The sequence below is a fragment of the Clostridium sp. OF09-36 genome, from assembly GCF_003481985.1.
Lineage (GTDB): Bacteria > Bacillota > Clostridia > Lachnospirales > Lachnospiraceae > Brotaphodocola.
The window spans coordinates 107,689-128,058 of the sequence record NZ_QUMD01000007.1 but is presented as its reverse complement, the minus strand read 5'-3'; the positions used below and the strand labels follow the sequence as shown (position 1 = coordinate 128,058).

General features: G+C 51.2%; 14 protein-coding genes and 2 pseudogenes. 15 read left to right on the top strand and 1 reads right to left on the bottom strand.

Annotated features, from left to right (window positions below):
- Positions 1 to 82 precede the first annotated feature (82 nt).
- The 7 genes and pseudogenes from DXA97_RS07980 to hflX all read left to right on the top strand — a co-directional run bounded on the left by DXA97_RS07980 (position 83) and on the right by hflX (position 5,531).
- Positions 83 to 952 (top strand): metallophosphoesterase, encoded by an 870-nt coding sequence (locus DXA97_RS07980; RefSeq protein ID WP_347561502.1) that lies wholly within the window; start codon positions 83 to 85, stop codon positions 950 to 952.
- 143 nt (positions 953 to 1,095) lie between these two features.
- On the top strand, positions 1,096 to 1,896 hold the full coding sequence (locus DXA97_RS07975) for a segregation/condensation protein A (protein WP_118719336.1): 801 nt from the start codon (positions 1,096 to 1,098) through the stop codon (positions 1,894 to 1,896).
- Between the two features lie 7 nt (positions 1,897 to 1,903).
- Positions 1,904 to 2,893, top strand: a complete 990-nt coding sequence (scpB, locus tag DXA97_RS07970; RefSeq protein WP_347561501.1) for an SMC-Scp complex subunit ScpB — start codon at positions 1,904 to 1,906, stop codon at positions 2,891 to 2,893.
- Positions 2,874 to 3,308 carry a dUTP diphosphatase gene (locus DXA97_RS07965; RefSeq protein WP_118719334.1) on the top strand — a complete coding sequence of 145 codons (435 nt, stop codon included), beginning with the start codon at positions 2,874 to 2,876 and terminating at the stop codon, positions 3,306 to 3,308. The genes scpB and DXA97_RS07965 overlap by 20 nt, the downstream gene beginning before the upstream one ends.
- Before the next feature lie 8 nt (positions 3,309 to 3,316).
- Positions 3,317 to 3,571, top strand: coding sequence for a hypothetical protein (locus DXA97_RS07960; protein WP_147355550.1), 255 nt, complete (start codon positions 3,317 to 3,319; stop codon positions 3,569 to 3,571).
- Complete coding sequence (locus tag DXA97_RS07955; protein WP_118719330.1) at positions 3,571 to 4,200, top strand: tetratricopeptide repeat protein; 630 nt, start codon at positions 3,571 to 3,573, stop codon at positions 4,198 to 4,200. The genes DXA97_RS07960 and DXA97_RS07955 overlap by 1 nt, the downstream gene beginning before the upstream one ends.
- Positions 4,201 to 4,278: 78 nt before the next feature.
- Positions 4,279 to 5,531, top strand: a pseudogene (hflX, locus tag DXA97_RS07950) (GTPase HflX).
- 133 nt (positions 5,532 to 5,664) lie between these two features.
- Here hflX and DXA97_RS07945 read toward each other — a convergent pair.
- On the bottom strand, positions 5,665 to 6,939 hold the full coding sequence (locus DXA97_RS07945; protein WP_118719328.1) for a peptidoglycan-binding protein: 1,275 nt from the start codon (positions 6,937 to 6,939) through the stop codon (positions 5,665 to 5,667).
- A gap of 274 nt (positions 6,940 to 7,213) precedes the next feature.
- Between DXA97_RS07945 and DXA97_RS07940 the strand changes: the two genes are divergently transcribed.
- The 8 genes and pseudogenes from DXA97_RS07940 (at position 7,214) to DXA97_RS07905 (ending at position 20,275) form a co-directional block, all read left to right on the top strand.
- On the top strand, positions 7,214 to 8,305 hold the full coding sequence (locus DXA97_RS07940) for a carbamoyl phosphate synthase small subunit (RefSeq protein ID WP_118719326.1): 1,092 nt from the start codon (positions 7,214 to 7,216) through the stop codon (positions 8,303 to 8,305).
- Positions 8,305 to 11,910 (top strand): carbamoyl-phosphate synthase large subunit, encoded by a 3,606-nt coding sequence (gene carB / locus DXA97_RS07935; RefSeq protein WP_118719324.1) that lies wholly within the window; start codon positions 8,305 to 8,307, stop codon positions 11,908 to 11,910. The genes DXA97_RS07940 and carB overlap by 1 nt, the downstream gene beginning before the upstream one ends.
- Positions 11,911 to 12,367: 457 nt before the next feature.
- Positions 12,368 to 13,597, top strand: a complete 1,230-nt coding sequence (locus DXA97_RS07930; protein WP_118719322.1) for a transglutaminase-like domain-containing protein — start codon at positions 12,368 to 12,370, stop codon at positions 13,595 to 13,597.
- 23 nt (positions 13,598 to 13,620) lie between these two features.
- Positions 13,621 to 14,103, top strand: coding sequence for an S-ribosylhomocysteine lyase (locus DXA97_RS07925; protein ID WP_118719320.1), 483 nt, complete (start codon positions 13,621 to 13,623; stop codon positions 14,101 to 14,103).
- Between the two features lie 17 nt (positions 14,104 to 14,120).
- Entirely contained in the window at positions 14,121 to 15,182 is a 1,062-nt protein-coding gene (locus DXA97_RS07920) for a diguanylate cyclase (RefSeq protein ID WP_118719318.1), read from the top strand.
- The gene (locus DXA97_RS07915; protein ID WP_118719316.1) at positions 15,179 to 15,799 is read left to right on the top strand and encodes an EAL domain-containing protein; all 621 of its coding nucleotides are present in this window, start codon (positions 15,179 to 15,181) and stop codon (positions 15,797 to 15,799) included. The genes DXA97_RS07920 and DXA97_RS07915 overlap by 4 nt, the downstream gene beginning before the upstream one ends.
- Before the next feature lie 26 nt (positions 15,800 to 15,825).
- Positions 15,826 to 16,347 (top strand): sigma-70 domain-containing protein, encoded by a 522-nt coding sequence (locus DXA97_RS07910; RefSeq protein ID WP_118719314.1) that lies wholly within the window; start codon positions 15,826 to 15,828, stop codon positions 16,345 to 16,347.
- Between the two features lie 164 nt (positions 16,348 to 16,511).
- A pseudogene (locus DXA97_RS07905) lies at positions 16,512 to 20,275 on the top strand (phosphoribosylformylglycinamidine synthase).
- Positions 20,276 to 20,370 lie beyond the last annotated feature (95 nt).

Here is a 20,370-nt window from a genome sequence, read left to right as displayed (position 1 = left end):
AAAATAATGATCAGAAAGGGTAGGATAGAAATTGAATACCGAAATGAAAATCCTTTCCGCCGTTATGGCGGGAGGTGCTGCTGTGGCAGCGGCCGGCCTGATCCGCTCTGGCTATGAGCGCAGGCATTTTGTGACAGAAGAAATCACAATCAGCTCGGAGAAGATCCGTAACCCAAGAACCCTGGTGTTCTTGACCGATCTGCACGATAAAGAATTTGGCGATGGAAATGAGCAGCTTCTCACATCCATTCAGGATATCCGGCCGGATGTGCTCCTGATCGGCGGTGATGTGATGGTCGCAAAACCGGGGAAAGCAAATCTTGAGGTGACCAGACGATTCTTGGACGGGCTGTGTGAGGTGCAGGCCCATATAACCGGGGAAAATTCCGGAAAGCCGTTCCGTATTTACTATGGAAATGGAAATCATGAGCAGCGTCTTGGTCGGGAAACCGATACTTACGGCAATCTTTACCGCCAGCTCCGGGTTCTCTTAAAAGAGCGCAATATTGCATATCTGTCTGACCGGTCTGTAAATTTAAATGAAGAGATCCGGATCAGCGGGCTGAATCTGGACCAGGCCTGTTACCGGGATTTTGTCCCGGCCCGCATGAAAGAAGATTACCTGACCCGTCATCTGGGGCAGGCAGATCCGACCCGGTTCCAGATCCTGCTGGCGCACTCGCCACTGTATTTTGAGCAGTATGCGGACTGGGGAGCAGACTTAACCTTATCCGGGCATTTCCATGGCGGAACCATCCGCCTGCCGTTTGTGGGTGGTGTTATGACCCCGCAGTACCAGTTCTTTCATCCGTATTGTGCCGGACAGTTCGAGAAAGATGGAAAACACATGATTGTCGGAAGAGGACTTGGTACCCATTCCATCAACATCCGGTTCTGCAACCGGCCGCAGCTTCTGGTGATTCGGCTAAAGCCTCAAGAACAGGAAGAATAGTTTTTAAAAACCTCTGTTTTATATTTATGTTGCTGTTTGAGCATCGCGCGAACGGTAACATATTTACAGGACAGAGGTTTTTTGGTATACTGTAATATACGTGTTCGTCTGCCATGGCGGCAGACCAGAAGGAAAAAGAAACTATGACCATTTCTTATAAACTGGAGAAATTTGAAGGCCCGCTGGACCTTCTTTTGCATCTGATCGAAAAAAATAAAATCGATATTTACGATATCCCTATTGTGGAGATCACCAAGCAGTATCTGGACTATGTAAACCAGATGGAAAAAGAAGACTTAAACATTGTCAGCGACTTTCTGGTAATGGCAGCTACCCTGCTGGATATCAAATCCCGTATGCTACTTCCAGCTTTGGAGGTGGAAGAAGACGGGGAGGAAACGGATCCGAGAGCGGAGCTGGTTGCCAGACTTTTGGAATATAAAAAATACAAGCTTCTGGCGCAGGAGCTGGCTGAGATGGAAGACCAGGCGGGCGATGTCCTTTTTAAGAAGCCGACTGTTCCGAGAGAAGTGGCAAAGTATGAGCCGCCGGTCGATCTTGACCAGATGTTAGACGGCCTGACGCTGGCAAAGCTGCAGCGGATTTTTGATTCCGTTATGCGCCGCCAGAAGGAAAAGGTGGACCCGATCCGCAGTAAATTCGGTACGATCAAACGGGAGCCGATCAGTCTGGAAACGAAGATCATGGATGTCATGCATTATGCCAGAAAACACCGGAAATTCAGCTTCCGCCAGATGTTAGAACGCCAGAGAGACAAGCTGGAGGTCGTGGTTTCTTTCCTGGCAATCCTGGAACTGATGAAGATCGGAAAGATTCATCTGACACAGGAGCATACGTTCGACGATATGTGGATTGAGACGCTGGAAGAAGAGGGTGAAGAGGGCGAGCTGGAGTTAGAAGACTTGAGTGGCCTGGAAGGATAGATAACATATGGGTAGTTTTTTTGATGAAGAAGATGAGAAAGTAGATCTGGCTGCGGTAGAAGCCAGGCACGCACAAATGGAAGCCGAGGAAGAACTGGAACGGCTGGAGCAGCAGGGAAAGCAGCCTGAGCATTTAAAACAGTCTGAACGGTCCGGGCAGATTGAAACAGCAGGTGGAAAGGTACTTGGAAACGGAACTGCCGGAAAGTCCACAAGAGAAAATACACAGTACCACGCAGAAGACTGGGAGGCAATCATCGAGGCTGTTTTATTTACCATGGGCAATTCCGTGGAGCTGCGCCAGCTGGCGATCGCAATCGATCAGAGCGAGGACATTGCAAAGCGTGTCGTGCTGCATCTGCAGAAGCGCTACGAGGAAGAAAAACGAGGCATGCGTATTCTGGAACTGGAAAATGCATACCAGATGTGCACCTGCCAGGACTATTATGAAAATCTGATCCGGGTGGCCGTGGCACCGAAGAAGCATGTGCTTACAGATGTCATTTTAGAGACGCTTTCCATCATTGCATACCGCCAGCCGGTGACAAAAATGGAAATCGGCAAGATCCGTGGTGTAAACTCTGACCATGCGGTAAACCGTCTGGTAGAATATGGCCTTGTATATGAAGCAGGCCGTCTGGACGCACCAGGCCGTCCGGCATTGTTTGCCACCACAGAGGAATTTTTGCGGCGCTTTGGTGTCAGCTCCATGGTTGGCCTTCCTACCATGAATCCGGAGCAGGAAGAAGAAATCATCCAGGAGGTCGAGGAGGAGCTGCAGATGAAACTCGGTGAGCAGGGCGAAGAAGCGGCGCAAACACCGGAAGAGGAAGTCGAAGAGGTGCTGACGGAACTCATGGAAGAGCAGGATGACTTGCAAATAGAAGATTTGGAGCAACGTCAGGATTCCGGCAATCAGGATTTAAAAGAACAGCAAGAACGGGAAAATTTAGAACAGCAGAAAGAGGAATCAGAAGATGCAGAAGATCAGAATTAAATATTTTCATGAAGATATGGAGAAATTAACCTACATTGACGGCAAGTCTGACTGGATCGACCTTCGGGCCGCAGAAGATGTAGAAATGAAAGCGGGCGAATTTAAACTGGTTCCGCTTGGCATTGCCATGGAACTGCCAAAAGGGTATGAGGCCCACGTGGTTCCGAGAAGCAGCACCTATAAAAACTTTGGCATCATCCAGACCAACCATATGGGTGTGATCGACGAAAGCTATTGTGGTGACAATGATCAGTGGTTTTTTCCGGCATACGCACTGCGTGATACAAAGATCAGCAAGGGAGACCGTATCTGCCAGTTCCGAATCATGGAGCATCAGCCGGCAATCGAGTTTGAGGAAACCGATTCCCTGGATCATGAAGACCGTGGCGGGATCGGAAGCACTGGAAGAAGGTAAGTGTGCATATGGGCAGGGAAGAGTATACAGATAACAGCATGCACAGACAAACGGGACGCCAAACCAGAAAGCCAGCCGGGAGCCGGACAACAAACCAGGCAGCAAGCCGGGCAGCAAATCGGACAGCAAGTCAGACAGCAAACCAGATAACAAGCCGGCCGATGAATCAGTCAGCATATTCACCGGTCCGGGCCCGTCAGATCGCCCGCCGCCGCAGACAACAGAGAAGACGGCGCCGCCAGATGATGGCAGCCTGGCTGTAGTGGTATTGCTGGCCGGAGGAGGGGCATTTGGCTTTCGCCAGGCATCGCTCCAGAAGCACCGTCAGGAATATGCTGAACAGGGAATTGCTGCGTTAGACAGCCAGAATTACGAGCAGGCGGTCACAGACTTTAATGCGGCCATCGACCTGAACCATGGAAAGATTGGCAGCTTTGAAAGCCAGATGCTTCTTTACCGGGCTGAGACCGAGTACCGGAGTGAGGATTACCAGGCGGCACTCGCGACCTACGAGACGTTGTACGGAAAAGACGAGCAGAATGAGACGTACCGGACGGGACTTGCCCTCTGCCTGCTGGAAACCGGCGATTATGACCGGGCACTGACACTGGGTGTTATTTCTGGTCAGATCTATAACCGTATGGCAAAGGACCAGATCAATGCCGGAAATTATGATGAGGCGTTAAATACCATTGAGACTGGTCTTTCCGAAGCCGGGGCCGATGACGAGGGCAGAAAAGAACTCACCTTCAACCAGGCCGTTGCCTGGGAGTATAAGGGCGATTACAAAAAGGCACTGGAAATCCTGGAGGATTACGACCAGAAATATACAGCAGAAGGAAATGCAGCAAGGGAACTGGCATTTCTGAGAACCCGCCAGGGCAACAACTAAAATTCCAGAAGCCCGCCAGGACAGCCGTGGGAATTTTTGGAAAATCCGATATGGCAACAATTAGGAGTAATAACATTTATGGCAGAATTATTTGATATGAAAGAAATCGAGGAGCGTGTCATTCTTATTGCAGTCAGCACCGACGATGAGGACGATACCCGCGCTTCCCTGGACGAGCTGGAGGAGCTTGTGAAGACCGCGGGCGGTGTCACCGTGGATAAGATGATCCAGAACCGCGAGCGCATCCATCCGGGCACCTACCTTGGAAAAGGAAAGATTGACGAAGTGCGGGAACGGATCTGGGAGCTTAAGGCAACCGGTGTAGTCTGCGACGATGAACTTTCCCCGGCACAGCTTCGAAACTTAGAGGATGCACTGGACACCAAGGTTATGGACCGTACCATGGTCATTCTGGATATTTTCGCATCCCGTGCGACGACCAGCGAGGGAAAGATCCAGGTAGAGCTGGCCCAGTTAAAGTACCGTGCGGCACGTCTGGTCGGCTTGCGAAGCTCCCTGTCCCGTCTGGGCGGTGGTATCGGAACCAGGGGACCGGGCGAGAAAAAGCTGGAGATGGACCGCCGTCTCATTCATGAGCGCATCGGCCAGTTAAAATCAGAATTAGAAGAAGTAAAACGCCACCGTGACGTTATCCGCAAGCAGCGCGAGAAGGCCCACACACCGGTAGCGGCGATCGTCGGATATACCAATGCCGGAAAATCCACACTTTTGAACCGGCTGACGGATGCAGGCATTCTGGCAGAGGATAAGCTGTTTGCAACGCTGGATCCAACCACCCGCAATCTGGCACTGGAGAGCGGGCAGCAGATCATGCTGACCGATACGGTCGGTTTTATCCGCAAGCTGCCGCATCATCTGATCGAGGCATTTAAGAGTACGCTGGAGGAGGCAAAATACAGCGACATCATCCTGCATGTGGTAGACTGCTCCAATCCAAACATGGATATGCAGATGCATGTGGTTTACGAGACTTTGCGGGAACTGAAGGTCGGGGATAAGATCATCGTTACCGTATTCAACAAGATCGACCAGAAGGAAGACAGCGAGTTTCCGAGGGACCTGCAGTCCGACTATCAGGTACAGATCTCTGCAAAGACCGGAGCTGGTTTGGACGAGCTGCTAAGTACCTTGGAACAGATCCTGCGCAGCCAGAAGGTGTATCTGGAACGCGTATTTTCCTATCAGGAGGCCGGAAAGATCCAGACCATCCGCAAGTACGGGGAACTGCTGAGTGAGGAGTATCAGCCGACGGCATCGCCGTGAAGGCGTATGTACCGGCAGAACTATTTGGAAGTCTGATCACAGGATAGATGTTTTTCGAAACGACTATGTTTTATTGTCTGGGCGAAAGTGAAAAAACAACAGCGAAAGTCAGGGGACCGTCAGGCATCCCTGACTTTCGCTGTTTTGCATTATGGGTCCGGAAAATCCGGACGCCACGCTTTATGCCCCATACAACTCTCCAATCCCGGAAACTCCCACATAGATATGCGAAATTTTATACCAGGTTGCAAAGTCGGTAACGCCGGTTTCCCCAAGTCCGAAGATGGACTGGAACTCCCGCACGGAAGCAGCGGTGGAAGGTCCGTAGATGCCGTCTGCAGCTACACGTGGGATGGCAGTATAGACAGTGGCAATGGCATCTAACTGCTCCTGCAGCTGCATCACTTTCTGACCAGAAGAACCAATACCCAGATCATACCCGGGCCAGGAGGCCGGAATACCGGATATTTCTTCTGCGGTATTGATGTAGATACTGTCACCGTAGTAATGCCGCAGGATCTCAATCGGACTGTAGCCGCGTTCCCCAAGGGAGCAGGAGCCCCACTGCGTCATCCATCCGCGGTTTAAGCACTGCACCTGTCTTCCGTCGCAGTACTGGGTCAGGATCGGCTGGCGCACGCCTGGCCGGGAGAGGTAATTGTCAAAGATTTCGTCCACGATGACGGAGATACTTTCAAAGATATTTCTTCCGGGGATCCATTTGTGGTCAAAGGCGGTGGATGAGGTGATGGTGAAGTCATACCCGCGGTTGCGGTAGTGCTCCGTGTAGACCCGGTTTAAAGTAAAGCTCATGATGGCAAGGACATTGGCGGTGATGGAGGACTGCGGCCAGGTGGCATAGATCTCGCTGGAGGCAACATTTTTGATGTAGTCCCGGTACGGGACGTAATAGTCCTGTGCATTGCTGGCTGGCGGCCCGTCGTGAACGACGATCGTCTGCGGCACGACTACCCGGCTTAACACGATCTCGCCGCTTTCCCCTACCGGCTGGATCTCTGTTTCTGCAATCTTGGGCGGGTAGTTCCCGTAGAGGGTATGTTCCGGAATGACGATGGGATTTTCTTCCGGCTCCGGGTCTGATTCCAGTTCCATGCGGATGGGCTGGATGGCCGTTGCGTCGGGCAGAACTTCGGTGCCCTCCACGGTTACCGGCTTAAAACCCGGTGCTTCCACGGTAATGTTATAGTCTGCGTATGGCTGGCCTTCGCCTGGTCGGAGACTGAATTCTAACGGCGGCGCTGCGAGAGAGACTTCTTCTGTCTGGCCAGATGCATTGGTGGTCAGCTCTTCTAATGGGGAGGCGGGTTCGCCGGAATAGGAAATGCGAATCCTGGCATTGCGGATGGGAAAGTTATTCTGGACATTGACCACATTGACCTGCAAGAGGCCGCTGGAGGTCAGCTCAGTGGAAGCGATACCGATGTTTTTTGGCATAAAAGATTCCTCGGATCTTTGGATGGATCATCATAGCAGAATATGAAAGAGAGGCGGCTTGCGTGCCTGTCAAAACAGAGAAAAGAAACGTGCTCCGGCAATGGGGCATAGCGCCTAACTAAAAGTAATATTGAATAAAGATAAATCAGCTTGCATAACGATAGTATATCATGTATAATTCTATCAATTTGGGCTGATGTAAGTGTATACAAAGACCCAAAACCGCATCATACAATACAATAATACGGATGAAAGAAAGGATAGGTACTCCCCCATGAAAGCATTTCTTATTCTGGAAGATGGCACCGTGTTCGAGGGAACCAGCATCGGTTCTACCCGCGAGGTCATCAGCGAAATCGTATTCAATACCTCTATGACCGGTTATCTGGAGGTTCTGACTGACCCGTCTTACGCAGGACAGGCCGTTGTTATGACTTACCCGCTGATCGGCAACTATGGTATTTGTTATGAGGATATGGAGTCTGACAGACCATGGCCGGACGGATATATTGTCCGCGAGCTGTCCCGCATTCCAAGCAATTTCCGCAGTGAGGATACCATTCAGAATTTTCTCGAGAAATATGACATCCCGGGAATCAGCGGTGTTGATACCCGCGCGCTCACCAAGATCTTACGTGAGAAGGGCACTATGAACGGCATGATCACCACCAGAGAGTATGACGATCTGACCGACCCGATCGCCCGCATGCATGCCTACACCGTGACCGGAGTGGTAAAGAAAACCTCCTGCAAAGAAAAGTATATCCTTCCGGCGTCCGATGCATTTGAGAAGCCGATCAAAAAAGTAGCGCTTCTCGATCTTGGAGCAAAGCGCAACATCGCCCGTTCCCTGGCACAGCGTGGCTGCGAAGTCACCATTTATCCCTGTGATACAACTGCAGAAGAAATCCTCGCATCCAGCCCGGATGGCATCATGCTGTCCAACGGCCCGGGAGATCCGAAGGAGAACGTTGAGATCATCAAAGAGATCCGCAAGCTGTACGAGTCCGATGTGCCGATCTTCGCAATCTGTCTTGGCCACCAGCTTATGGCACTGGCAACCGGAGCAGATACCTTCAAATTAAAATACGGCCACCGCGGCGGAAACCATCCGGTCAAGGATGCAGAAACCGGCCGTGCCATTATCTCATCCCAGAACCATGGATATGCAGTTGATCCGAAGAGCCTGGACCCGAATGTAGCCGTTCCGGCATTTACCAATGTCAACGATGGAACCAACGAAGGCTTAAAATATGTAGGAAAAAATATTTTCACTGTACAGTATCATCCGGAAGCATGTCCGGGACCGCAGGACTCCGCGTACCTGTTCGATCGTTTTATCAACATGATGGGAGGAAATAACTAATGCCGAAGAATCCTGAGATTAAGAAAGTTCTTGTACTTGGATCTGGCCCGATCGTCATCGGCCAGGCAGCTGAATTTGACTACGCCGGAACCCAGGCCTGCCGTTCCTTAAAGGAAGAGGGCATCGAGGTTGTTCTGTTAAACTCCAACCCGGCAACCATTATGACCGATAAAGACATTGCAGACCGCGTATACATTGAGCCGCTGACCCTGGAAGTGGTAGAGCAGCTCATCAAAAAAGAAAAACCGGACAGCGTGCTTCCGACCCTGGGCGGCCAGGCAGGCTTAAACCTTGCCATGGAGCTTGAGGAGGCAGGCTTCTTAAAAGAAAATAACGTCCGCCTTATCGGTACCACTGCACTGACCATCAAAAAGGCCGAGGACCGTGAGATGTTCAAGGAGACCATGGAGAAGATCGGCGAGCCGGTTGCTCCGTCTGACATCGTCGAGAACGTAGAGGACGGCCTTCGCATCGCAGACAAGATCGGTTACCCGATCGTGCTTCGTCCGGCATACACCCTGGGCGGAAGCGGCGGCGGTATTGCCGAGAACCCGGAACAGTGCCGTGAGATCCTGGAAAACGGCCTGCGTCTTTCCCGTGTAGGTCAGGTTCTGGTAGAGCGCTGCATCGCAGGCTGGAAGGAAATCGAGTACGAGGTAATGCGCGACAGCGCAGGCAACGTGATCACCGTCTGCAACATGGAAAACCTGGACCCGGTCGGCGTTCACACCGGCGACAGCATCGTAGTGGCTCCGTCCCAGACTCTGGGCGACAAGGAGTACCAGATGCTGCGTACCTCCGCATTAAACATCATCAGTGAGCTGGGCATCACCGGCGGCTGCAACGTACAGTACGCCCTGCATCCGACCAGCTTTGAGTACTGCGTCATCGAGGTAAACCCGCGTGTAAGCCGTTCCTCCGCACTGGCCTCCAAGGCAACCGGATACCCGATCGCAAAGGTGGCAGCAAAGATCGCTCTTGGTTACACCCTGGACGAGATCAAGAATGCAGTTACCAAGAAGACCTATGCAAGCTTCGAGCCGATGTTAGACTACTGTGTCGTAAAAATGCCGAGACTTCCGTTCGATAAATTCATCAGCGCAAAACGTACCCTGGGAACCCAGATGAAGGCAACCGGTGAGGTTATGAGTATCTGCACCAACTTCGAGGGCGCACTCATGAAAGCCATTCGCTCCCTGGAGCAGCACGTAGACTGCCTGCTCTCCTACGATTTCAGCGAGCTGGATCATGACGCACTTCTGGAACAGCTGCATGTGGTAGATGACCGCCGTATCTGGGTGATCGCAGAAGCGCTGCGCCGCGGCATTTCTTATGAAGAAATCCATGCCATCACCAAGATTGATCTCTGGTTCATCGACAAGCTGGCAATTCTGGTTGAGATGGAAGATCAATTAAAGAAGGGACCGCTGACTCCGGAATTATTAAAAGAAGCAAAGCGCATCGAGTTCCCGGACAATGTTATTTCCAGATTGACCGGTGTTTCCCAGGATGAGATCAAGGCAATGCGCCATGCAAACAACATCCGCGCCGCTTACAAGATGGTTGATACCTGTGCGGCAGAGTTCGCGGCCGAGACACCGTATTACTACTCCTGCTTCGACGGCATCAGCGAGGTGGAAGAGGAGCACAAGAAGAAAAAAGTTCTGGTTCTCGGCTCCGGCCCGATCCGCATCGGCCAGGGTATCGAGTTCGACTTCTGTTCCGTGCACAGCACCTGGGCGTTTGAAAAAGAAGGATACGAGACTATTATCGTAAACAACAACCCGGAGACCGTAAGTACCGACTTCGATATCGCAGATAAGCTGTATTTCGAGCCGCTGACCCCGGAAGATGTCGAGAGCATTGTTGATATCGAGAAACCGGACGGAGCTGTCGTTCAGTTCGGTGGCCAGACCGCGATCAAGCTGACTGAGTCCCTGATGAAGATGGGTGTTCCGATCCTGGGAACCGCAGCTGAAGATGTCGATGCAGCCGAGGACCGTGAACTGTTCGATGAGATCCTGGAACAGTGCCAGATCCCGAGACCGGCCGGACACACCGTATTTACCGCAGAGGAAGCAAAGAAGGCAGCCAACGATTTAGGCTACCCGGTTCTGGTAAGACCGTCCTACGTTCTTGGCGGCCAGGGCATGCAGATCTGCATCAGCGACAACGATATTGACGAGTTCATCGGCATCATCAACCAGATCGCGCAGGATCATCCGATCCTTGTCGACAAATACATTGTCGGCAAGGAGATCGAGGTCGATGCCGTATGCGACGGCAAAGACATCCTGATCCCGGGTATCATGGAACACATCGAGCGTACCGGCGTTCACTCCGGCGACAGTATCTCCGTATACCCGGCGCCGAGCATCACACCGGCGGTTGAGGCAAAGCTTGTGGATTACACCGAAAAGCTGGCCCGGGCCCTTCATGTCAGGGGCATGATCAACATCCAGTTCATCGTGTCAGACGGCGAGGTCTACATCATCGAGGTAAACCCGCGTTCCTCCAGAACCGTGCCGTACATCAGCAAGGTAACCGGAATCCCGATCGTACCGCTGGCAACGCAGGTGATCTGCGGACATACCTTAAAGGAGCTTGGATACGAGCCAGGTCTGCAGAAGAAGGCAGACTACATCGCCATCAAGATGCCGGTATTCTCCTTCGAGAAGATCCGCGGCGCAGATATCAGCCTTGGACCGGAGATGAAATCCACCGGTGAGTGTCTGGGTATCGCAAATACCTTCAACGAGGCACTGTACAAGGCCTTTGAGGGCGCAGGACTGAAGCTGCCGAAGCACAAAAACATGATCATCACCGTCCGCGATTCCGAGAAGGAAAACGTGCTTCCGATCGCAAAACGCTTCCAGAACGTCGGCTATAAGATCTTTGCCACCCGCGGCACCGCGAAGTTCTTAAATGAGAACGGCGTGAAGGCCCTGACCGTGCGCAAGCTTGAGCAGGAATCCCCGAACATCATGGACCTGATCCTGGGTCATGAGATTGATCTGGTCATCGACATTCCGCAGCAGGGCGCAGAGAGAAGCCGTGACGGCTTTGTCATCCGCCGTAACGCCATCGAGACTGGCGTGCATGTACTTACCAGCTTAGATACCGCAGGTGCTCTGGCAACCAGTCTGGAGAACCGCGCGAAAGCGCTGACGCTGATCGACATCGCGAAGGTGAAGCCGGTAACCTACAGCGGCATTGAGCGCGTAGAGAAATTCCTGCAGGATGCAGGCACCTACTACCTGGCAACCACAGAGGGCGACCAGCCGCGCGTACGCCCGTTCGGCACTGCACATATCTACGAGGGCAGACTTTACATCCAGACCGGAAAGGTGAAGGATGTTTCAAAGCAGCTGCATGCAAACCCGAAGGCAGAGCTCACGGCATTCAAGGATGGTGAGTGGATCCGCGTAGCGGGCGAGCTGACAGAGGATGACAGCAGAGCAGCCCGGGAGTCCATGCTGAATGCATACCCAACCTTACGGAGCATGTACTCCGAGGATGACGGAAACACTGAGGTGTTTTATTTCAAACACGCAAAAGCAACCATTTCCGCGTTTACACACGGACCGGAAGTGATTGAGTTCTAAATAGTATAAGGGAAGCCGGTCTGTAACACCAGACCGGCTTTTTGTGTGCAAAGAAATACAATCAAAACTTCAATATATCATATCTGAAATCTGCTGTTAAAAATTGGCGAAATCATACAACGTTGCCACAAAAATATGTTAGAAAAAGGCGTGTACGAGGCTGACTTGTTCTCTGATCTGTGATATAATGTGAGCGCTTGCTCCCTACGTTGCTCTATAAATAATCACACACCGTTCCGTGGTGAGCAGCAGGCAACAATCATCATCGGTAGCGCATTTACAGACCTTACTCCGGTAGTCAGACTTATCAAGAAAGGCGAGAGAGATTGATTCGAATTCTAAGATGATTGGCTGACGTCAAATTATAAGATTGGAAATAATGCGAAATGTCGTATCAAAATATTATGAATGCTCCATTATTTGATTTCGGAGATATTAAGAATCTTCTTCAAAAAATATGGTCACTGCGAAACTGGATACGGGATACCGTTCTAAAGGGCTGTTTGGAATCTGGAAATATGATTTTACAGAGCGTTCGGCCGATGTTCCGGGCGAGCTTTTCCAGCTGGACAGCTGGGTTTACCAGCCGGAAAGTGAACAGCAGGAAGCATATTTGACTGGGGAAAGCGTTTACCGCGATTTCGTGTATGAAAATTATCTGGACATTAGTCCGCAGCTGAAGGCAGAAATGGAGCGTTTATTTGCTCCGGACGGCGGACTGGATAAAATTTCTGCTTCCCGGACAGAAGGAAAAACTGGGATCTATGGCATGACACAGACAGTCCGGAGTATGATGGAGCGCAGCTTTTTCTATAAAAAGGAGCCGGAACTGGCACAAAGCGGAGATCCTCTGACGCAATTCCTGCGCGGGAACCAGTATGGTAATTCTGCTTATTATGCTTCTGCCGGTGTATTGGCAATGCGGAGTCTGGGAGTTCCTGCCCGCTATGCAGAAGGTTATTATGCAGACCCGGATAACATTGCACAGTCAAGAAACGGACAGATTCTTTTGACCAGCCAGGATGCGCATGCCTGGACAGAAATATATATGGATGGAATGGGATGGATTCCGGTTGATTTTACGCCGGGTTTTTATTACAATACATATGCACTTCTTCGCATGGCACAGCTTCCGCAGAATGTCAGGAAGACTGCAGCTTTGCAGGATGAAGGGGAAGAAGCAGAAAATGTTGCGGGAAATACACCGCAGATCAAACAACAGGATCAGCTTTCGGAGCAGGTCCGGGCCATGTATGTTAACGTGGTAACCGGGGTCTTACTTCTGGTTTTGTTTTTGTTCCTGCTCTTTATAGTGGTTTTGGAAGCAGGACACCTGTTTTATGAAGAAAAGATCCGCAAGATGGTAAGACAGGAGGAAAAACGCAGCACGGAATATCTCTGCAGGCAGATATCCGGAAATCTCAGCGTTTTAGGTATTGAAGTAAGATTAGGGTGGAATGCAGCTGAGACAGACCGGAGTATCTGTAACTGCATGCCGGATATAGAACCTGGTATTTACCAGAGGGTTAACTATGTATTGGAGAAATATGTTTATGGGACCGGACATCTTGAGCCGGAGGAATTCCGGCTTCTGGGTGCCTTTCTCATTGCAATACGGGAAAGCCGGAAGCTGACGGGGATACGGAAACGTTTCCTGAGCCGTTATATTGTATTTATCCGGGGATAAAACGCATAAGGAGAATCATTACCATGGAAAAAATCACAAGCTTTACGATCAATCATTTAAAATTACTGCCGGGCATCTATGTGTCCAGAAAAGACCAGGCAGGAGACAGCGTCATCACTACCTTCGATATCCGCATGACAAGACCAAATTATGAGCCTGTCATGAACACGGCAGAGATCCATACCATCGAGCATCTGGCAGCAACCTTTTTGCGCAATCACGACGGCATTAAGGACCGCGTGATCTATTTTGGACCGATGGGCTGCCGTACCGGTTTTTACCTGCTGCTTGCAGGCGATTACCAGTCCCGCGACATTGTTCCGCTCATGCGGGAAATGTTTGCCTTTATCCGTGATTTTGAGGGAGAGGTTCCGGGCGCCAGCGCAAGAGACTGCGGCAACTATCTGGACATGAACCTTCCTATGGCAAAATGGCTGGCGGACCGTTTTTTGCGTGAGGTTATGGACAATATCGATGACAGCAGACTGATCTATCCGGAAGACTAGGAGTATTGGCAGAACGAATGAAAAAAGTGATACGTGGTGTACCAAAAGAAGCCATGGCATATATGATCCAGCTGTTTAGCCCGACCATGGACGACTACCTTTATGTAGTGGATCTGAAAGAAGACTACTATATGATATCCCCGCAGGCAGTGGAGCGTTTCCGTTTGCCGGGAGACCATTTTTACCATGCAACAGAGGAACACAAAAAATTTGTTTATGAAGAAGACCAGCCATCCTTATGGGCCGATCTTGCGCGGATTAACGCGGGGCAGACGGATGATCATAACCTGGATTACCGCTGGCTGGACCGCCAGGGGGAACCGGTCTGGATCAACTGCCGCGGAATCGTATTGCGTGACACGGACGGCTCACCGAAATATCTGATCGGCTGTATCAACGAGATCGGAAAAAAACAGAAGGCAGACAATGTCAGCGGCCTGATGGGCGAGGTGGGACTCTGGCATTATGCAAGAAACTGTGACAAGATTCTTCCGGAAGGTTTTATCATGCGGCTTGGGATCGATGATCTGGGCGGCGTGAACGGAATACTCGGCATGAATTACGGGGATTTCCTTTTAAAGGAGACGGCAAACTGCATTCAGCGGGTAATGGAACCGCAGCAGAAGCTGTTCCGCCTGGTTTCAGATCAGTTTATTATCACGGATCTGTCCGGAAAGACCATTTCCGATGCATGCCATTTATATGACCAGATCCGGTTCGAGATTAGCCGGTGGGTGGAGACACACCACTATCAGACGGTATTTACCATTTCTGCAGGGATCATTGGTACCGGCGGGCGCTGGAATGATTATAACCAGCTTTTAAAATATCTGGAGTTTTCGTTAAATGAAGCAAAGCGTCTGGGCAAAAACGAGAGCTATGTATTCTGCCAGGCAGATTACGATGCCTGGAGCCACAGGCAGGAGCTTCGCAAACAGCTCCTGCATGCGATCAATCATGGATATGAGGGCTTTGAGGTGTATTACCAGCCGGTCATAGACCGGAAGGACCACAAGGTTGTCTCGGCAGAGGCGCTGATGCGCTTCTTTGTCCGGATGATACAAATAACCGCCACATGATCTCGCCTGCGGAATTTATCCCCATCCTGGAGGAGAGCGGCCTGATCATTCCGGTCGGACGGTGGTTACTCCATACTGCGGCAAGAGACTGCAGGCAGTGGCAGGAGACCCATCCGGGTATGCGGGTCCAGGTGAACCTTTCGTACGTACAGGTCGCAAAGACCAATGTGCTCCATGAGATATGGGAAGCACTGGATGAACATGATTTAAGTCCGGCATGCCTTGGTGTAGAGCTGACGGAGAGTGGTTACCTGGAGCCTGGCGCACATTTCCAGAAGGTCTGGAAGGGCTTAAAGAAGCTGGGTGTCAAGGTGCTTCTGGATGATTTTGGAACCGGCTATTCGAATTTCCATTGCCTGGGCGACCTGACCCCGGACTGCATTAAGATCGACCGTTCCTTTACCCAGAAGGCCTTGGGGGATTCTTATGAATATAACCTGTTAAAACAGATGATCCAGATGGCAAGACGATTAAAGACCAGTGTCTGCATTGAAGGAATTGAGACGAAAGAAGAGCTGGACCGGATCGCGGTGGCAAAACCGGATTATATTCAGGGATATTTCTTTGGGAAACCGGTTCCGAAAGCAGAATTTACGGAGCGTTTTATCAATAGCTAGAAGCTTGGAAGGAGTAAGATTAAGAAATGCATGATGATGTCTATCAGCTGTATTTAGAGGAGATCGCGGCGATCCGCCCGATGGACGCAGAGGAGGAAACACAGCTTTTAACCAGATTCAAGGATGGTGACACTACGGTGCGTTCCCGTCTTATGGAGGGTTACCTGCCGTTTCTTGCAGAGATCGCAAAAACCTATGAAAACCAGGGACTTCCGCTGGGCGACCTGGTCCAGGAGGCGAATGTAGCGCTGATCATGGCAGTAGACCAGTATCAGGAAGGTGACTTAAAAGAGCAGGTAAAGAGCCTGACCGAGGAGATGATCAAGGCTGCCCTTGAGGAGCAGGGGCTCGAAGTCAAGGTGGAAGAGGAAATGCTGGCCCGCGTGAATGTCTTAAAAGAAGTCAGCAAGCGCATGGCTGAGGAGCTGGGCCGTGAGGCTACGGTTACCGAGTTAGCAGAAAAGATGAAAATGACCGAAGATGAGATCAAAGATATCATGAAGCTGACTCTGGATGCCATGAGTGTCAGCCCGGATGCGGAAGTGTAAGCTGGTATAGAGATAACTTAATAAGCAACAATAATAAATACCATAAGATATATTAATTTTATTTATAATATATCTTATGGTATTATTTATTTAAATGAGATTTATCAGTCTCAATTATGAAACAGAACCATAAAACAGGAGAAATACATAACAGGAGGAATCACATGAGTGTAAGACGCGTGTATGTAGAGAAAAAACCGGAGTTTGCCGTTAAGGCCGGGGAGCTTCGCGAGGAGATCAGCAGTTATCTGAGCATAGATACCGTGACCGGAGTCCGTGTATTGATCCGCTACGATATTGAAAATCTGTCAGAGGAGACTTACAAGCAGGCGCTCGTTACCATCTTTTCCGAGCCGCCGGTTGATTTTGTATATGAAGAAGACTTCCCGAAGGAAGAGGGAGATACTGTATTTTCCGTAGAGTATCTGCCTGGACAGTTCGACCAGAGAGCCGATTCCGCAGAGCAGTGCGTGAAGCTGTTAAAAGAGACCGAGGAGCCGGTCATCAAGACTGCAACTACCTATGTTCTGTCCGGAAAGCTGACGGAGGAGCAGGCTGCTGCCATTAAGGCATTCTGCATCAACCCGGTCGATTCCCGTGAGGCAGGAAGCAAAAAGCCGGAGACCCTGGTAACCGTATTTGAGACACCGGCTGACGTGGCATCCTTTACCGGCTTTACTACCTTTGACAGCGCGAAGTTAAAAGAGCTTTACGATTCCTTAAATCTGGCTATGACGTTCCGCGATTTTGAGCATATCCAGAATTATTATGCAGGCGAGGAGCACCGCGACCCGACCGTGACCGAGATCCGTGTGCTGGATACCTACTGGTCCGACCATTGCCGTCATACCACCTTCTCCACCGAGTTAAAGGACGTGACCATTACCGATGGCGATTACAAGGCACCGATCGAGGCAACTTACCAGAACTACCTTGCAGACCGCGAGGTGATCTACAAAGGCCGTGACGACAAATTCGTCTGCCTCATGGACCTGGCACTGCTTGCTATGAAAAAACTCCGTGCAGAGGGCAAACTGGAAGATCTGGAAGTTTCGGATGAGATCAATGCCTGCAGCATTGTGGTTCCGGTTGAGATTGACGGTGTGACGGAGGAGTGGCTGGTAAACTTCAAGAATGAGACCCACAACCACCCGACTGAGATCGAGCCGTTTGGTGGTGCAGCAACCTGTCTTGGCGGTGCAATCCGTGATCCGCTTTCCGGACGTACTTATGTATATCAGGCAATGCGTGTGACCGGCGCGGCTGACCCGACCCGTCCGCTTTCCGAAACCTTAAAGGGCAAGCTGCCGCAGAGAAAACTGGTTAACGGCGCTGCAAACGGCTACAGCTCTTACGGAAACCAGATCGGTCTGGCGACCGGTTATGTTAAAGAAATCTATCATCCGAATTATGTGGCAAAACGCATGGAGATTGGTGCCGTTATGGGTGCCGCTCCGAGAAAATACGTAAAGCGTTTAAATTCCGACCCGGGCGATATCATCGTACTCCTTGGCGGACGTACCGGCCGTGACGGTATCGGCGGTGCTACCGGTTCTTCCAAGGTTCACACCGAGGCTTCCATCGAGGTCTGCGGCGCTGAGGTACAGAAAGGTAATGCGCCGACCGAGCGCAAGATCCAGCGTATGTTCCGCCGTCCGGAAGTCAGTGAGATCATCAAAAAGTGCAATGACTTCGGTGCAGGCGGTGTTTCCGTAGCGATCGGCGAGCTGGCAGCAGGTCTCCAGATCGATCTGGACAAGGTTCCGAAGAAATATGCCGGCCTGGACGGCACCGAGATCGCGATCTCTGAGTCCCAGGAGCGTATGGCGGTTGTGCTTGACCCGGCAGATGTTGACAAATTCTTAGGGTTTGCGGCTGAGGAAAACCTGGAGGCAATCCCGGTTGCAGTTGTGACCGAAGAGCCGCGTCTGGTGATGAACTGGAGAGGCAAGACCATTGTGGATGTAAGCCGTGCATTCCTCGATACCAATGGTGCGCACCAGGAGGCAAAGGTTGTCCTGCAGACTCCGGTCAAAGAGGGCAATCCGTTTGAAAAGAAAGAAGTAGCAGATGTGAAAGCCACCTGGCTGAACGTCCTGTCCGACTTAAATGTATGTTCCCAGAAGGGTCTGGTAGAGCGTTTTGATGGTTCTATCGGCGCTGGCAGTGTCTTCATGCCGTATGGCGGTAAATACCAGCTGACCGAAACCCAGACCATGGTAGCGAAACTTCCGGTCCTGAAAGGCAGGACCGATACCGTGACCATGATGAGCTACGGCTATGACCCATATCTGTCCAGCTGGAGCCCGTACCACGGTGCTATCTACGCTGTGCTGTCTTCCGTTGCAAAGATCGTGGCAAGCGGCGGTGACTTTAAGAAGATCCGTTTCACCTTCCAGGAGTACTTTAAGCGCATGACCGAGGATCCGGCCCGCTGGGGCGCACCGTTTGCATCCCTGCTTGGTGCTTACAACGCACAGCTTGGCTTTGGACTTCCGTCTATCGGCGGTAAGGACAGTATGTCCGGTACCTTTAACGACGAGAAACACGGCGAGATCAACGTTCCGCCGACCCTGGTTTCCTTCGCAGTGGATGTAGACCATTATCCGAACATCATCACACCGGAGTTTAAGAAGCCGGGCAGCAAGATCGTTGTATTCAATATTGAGAAAGACCAGTATGACCTGCCGGATTACGCGCAGATCATGGATGGCTATGAGAAGCTGAATGCCGATATCAAGGCAGGACGCATCCTTTCCGCTTATGCGGTAGAGGGACATGGACTGGCAGAGGCAGTCAGCAAGATGGCATTTGGTAATAAGCTTGGCGTGAAGATTGAGCATAACGTAGATCCGAGAGACTTCTTCGCAGCAGGCTGGGGCAACATTGTCTGCGAAGTTCCGGACGGAAAAGTTGGCGATCTTTCTATCCGTTACACCGTGATCGGTGAAGTGACCGACAAGGCTGCTTTTGAGTACGGACCGGTATCCATCTCCATGGACGAGGCATTAGGCTCCTGGACCAAGACCTTAGAGAGTGTATTCCCGACCACCTCCGGCGTGAAGCAGACCGAGGTGAAGTCCGAGCTGTTTGAGGCAGATAAGATCTATGTGTGCAGCCACAAGCTGGCTCAGCCGACGGTATTTATTCCGGTATTCCCGGGCACCAACTGTGAGTACGACAGCACCAAAGCCTTTGAGCGTGCCGGTGCAAAGGTTGTAACCAAGGTATTTAAAAACTTAAGCGCAGAAGATATCCGTGATTCCGTAGAAGCTTATAAGAACGAAATCGCAAAGGCACAGATCGTGATGTTCCCGGGCGGTTTCTCCGCAGGCGATGAGCCGGAGGGCAGTGCGAAGTTCTTTGCAACCGTATTCCGCAACACAGTCATTAAGGAAGAAATCGAAAAGCTGTTAAATGAGCGTGACGGCCTGATGCTTGGTATCTGCAACGGCTTCCAGGCACTCATCAAGCTGGGTCTGGTTCCGGAGGGACGCATCTGCGAGCAGACTGCTGCTTCCCCGACCCTGGCGATGAACACCATCGGACGTCATATTTCCAAGATGGTTTATACCAAGGTTGTCACGAATAAGTCCCCGTGGCTGGCAGGTGCAGAGCTCGGCGGTGTATACTGCAACCCGGCATCCCACGGCGAGGGACGTTTCGTTGCAAATGACGAGTGGCTGAAGAAGCTTGCCGCAAACGGCCAGATCGCGACCCAGTATGTCGATGAGAACGGTAATGCGACCATGGATGAGTTCTGGAACCCGAACGGCTCCTACATGGCGATTGAGGGTATCACCAGCCGGATGGACGAATCCTGGGCAAGATGGCACACTCTGAGCGCCGCGGTGAGGCTGTTGCCATGAACATCTACGGAGAGCAGGATATGAAGATCTTCGAGAGTGGCGTGAAGTATTTCAAATAAGATTTTAATTTCTGGTATCATATCTTGAATTTGGGGCTGCCGCATGAGTTGCGGCGGCTCCTTTTTCGTCAGGTATTGACAGAAACTGCGATTTC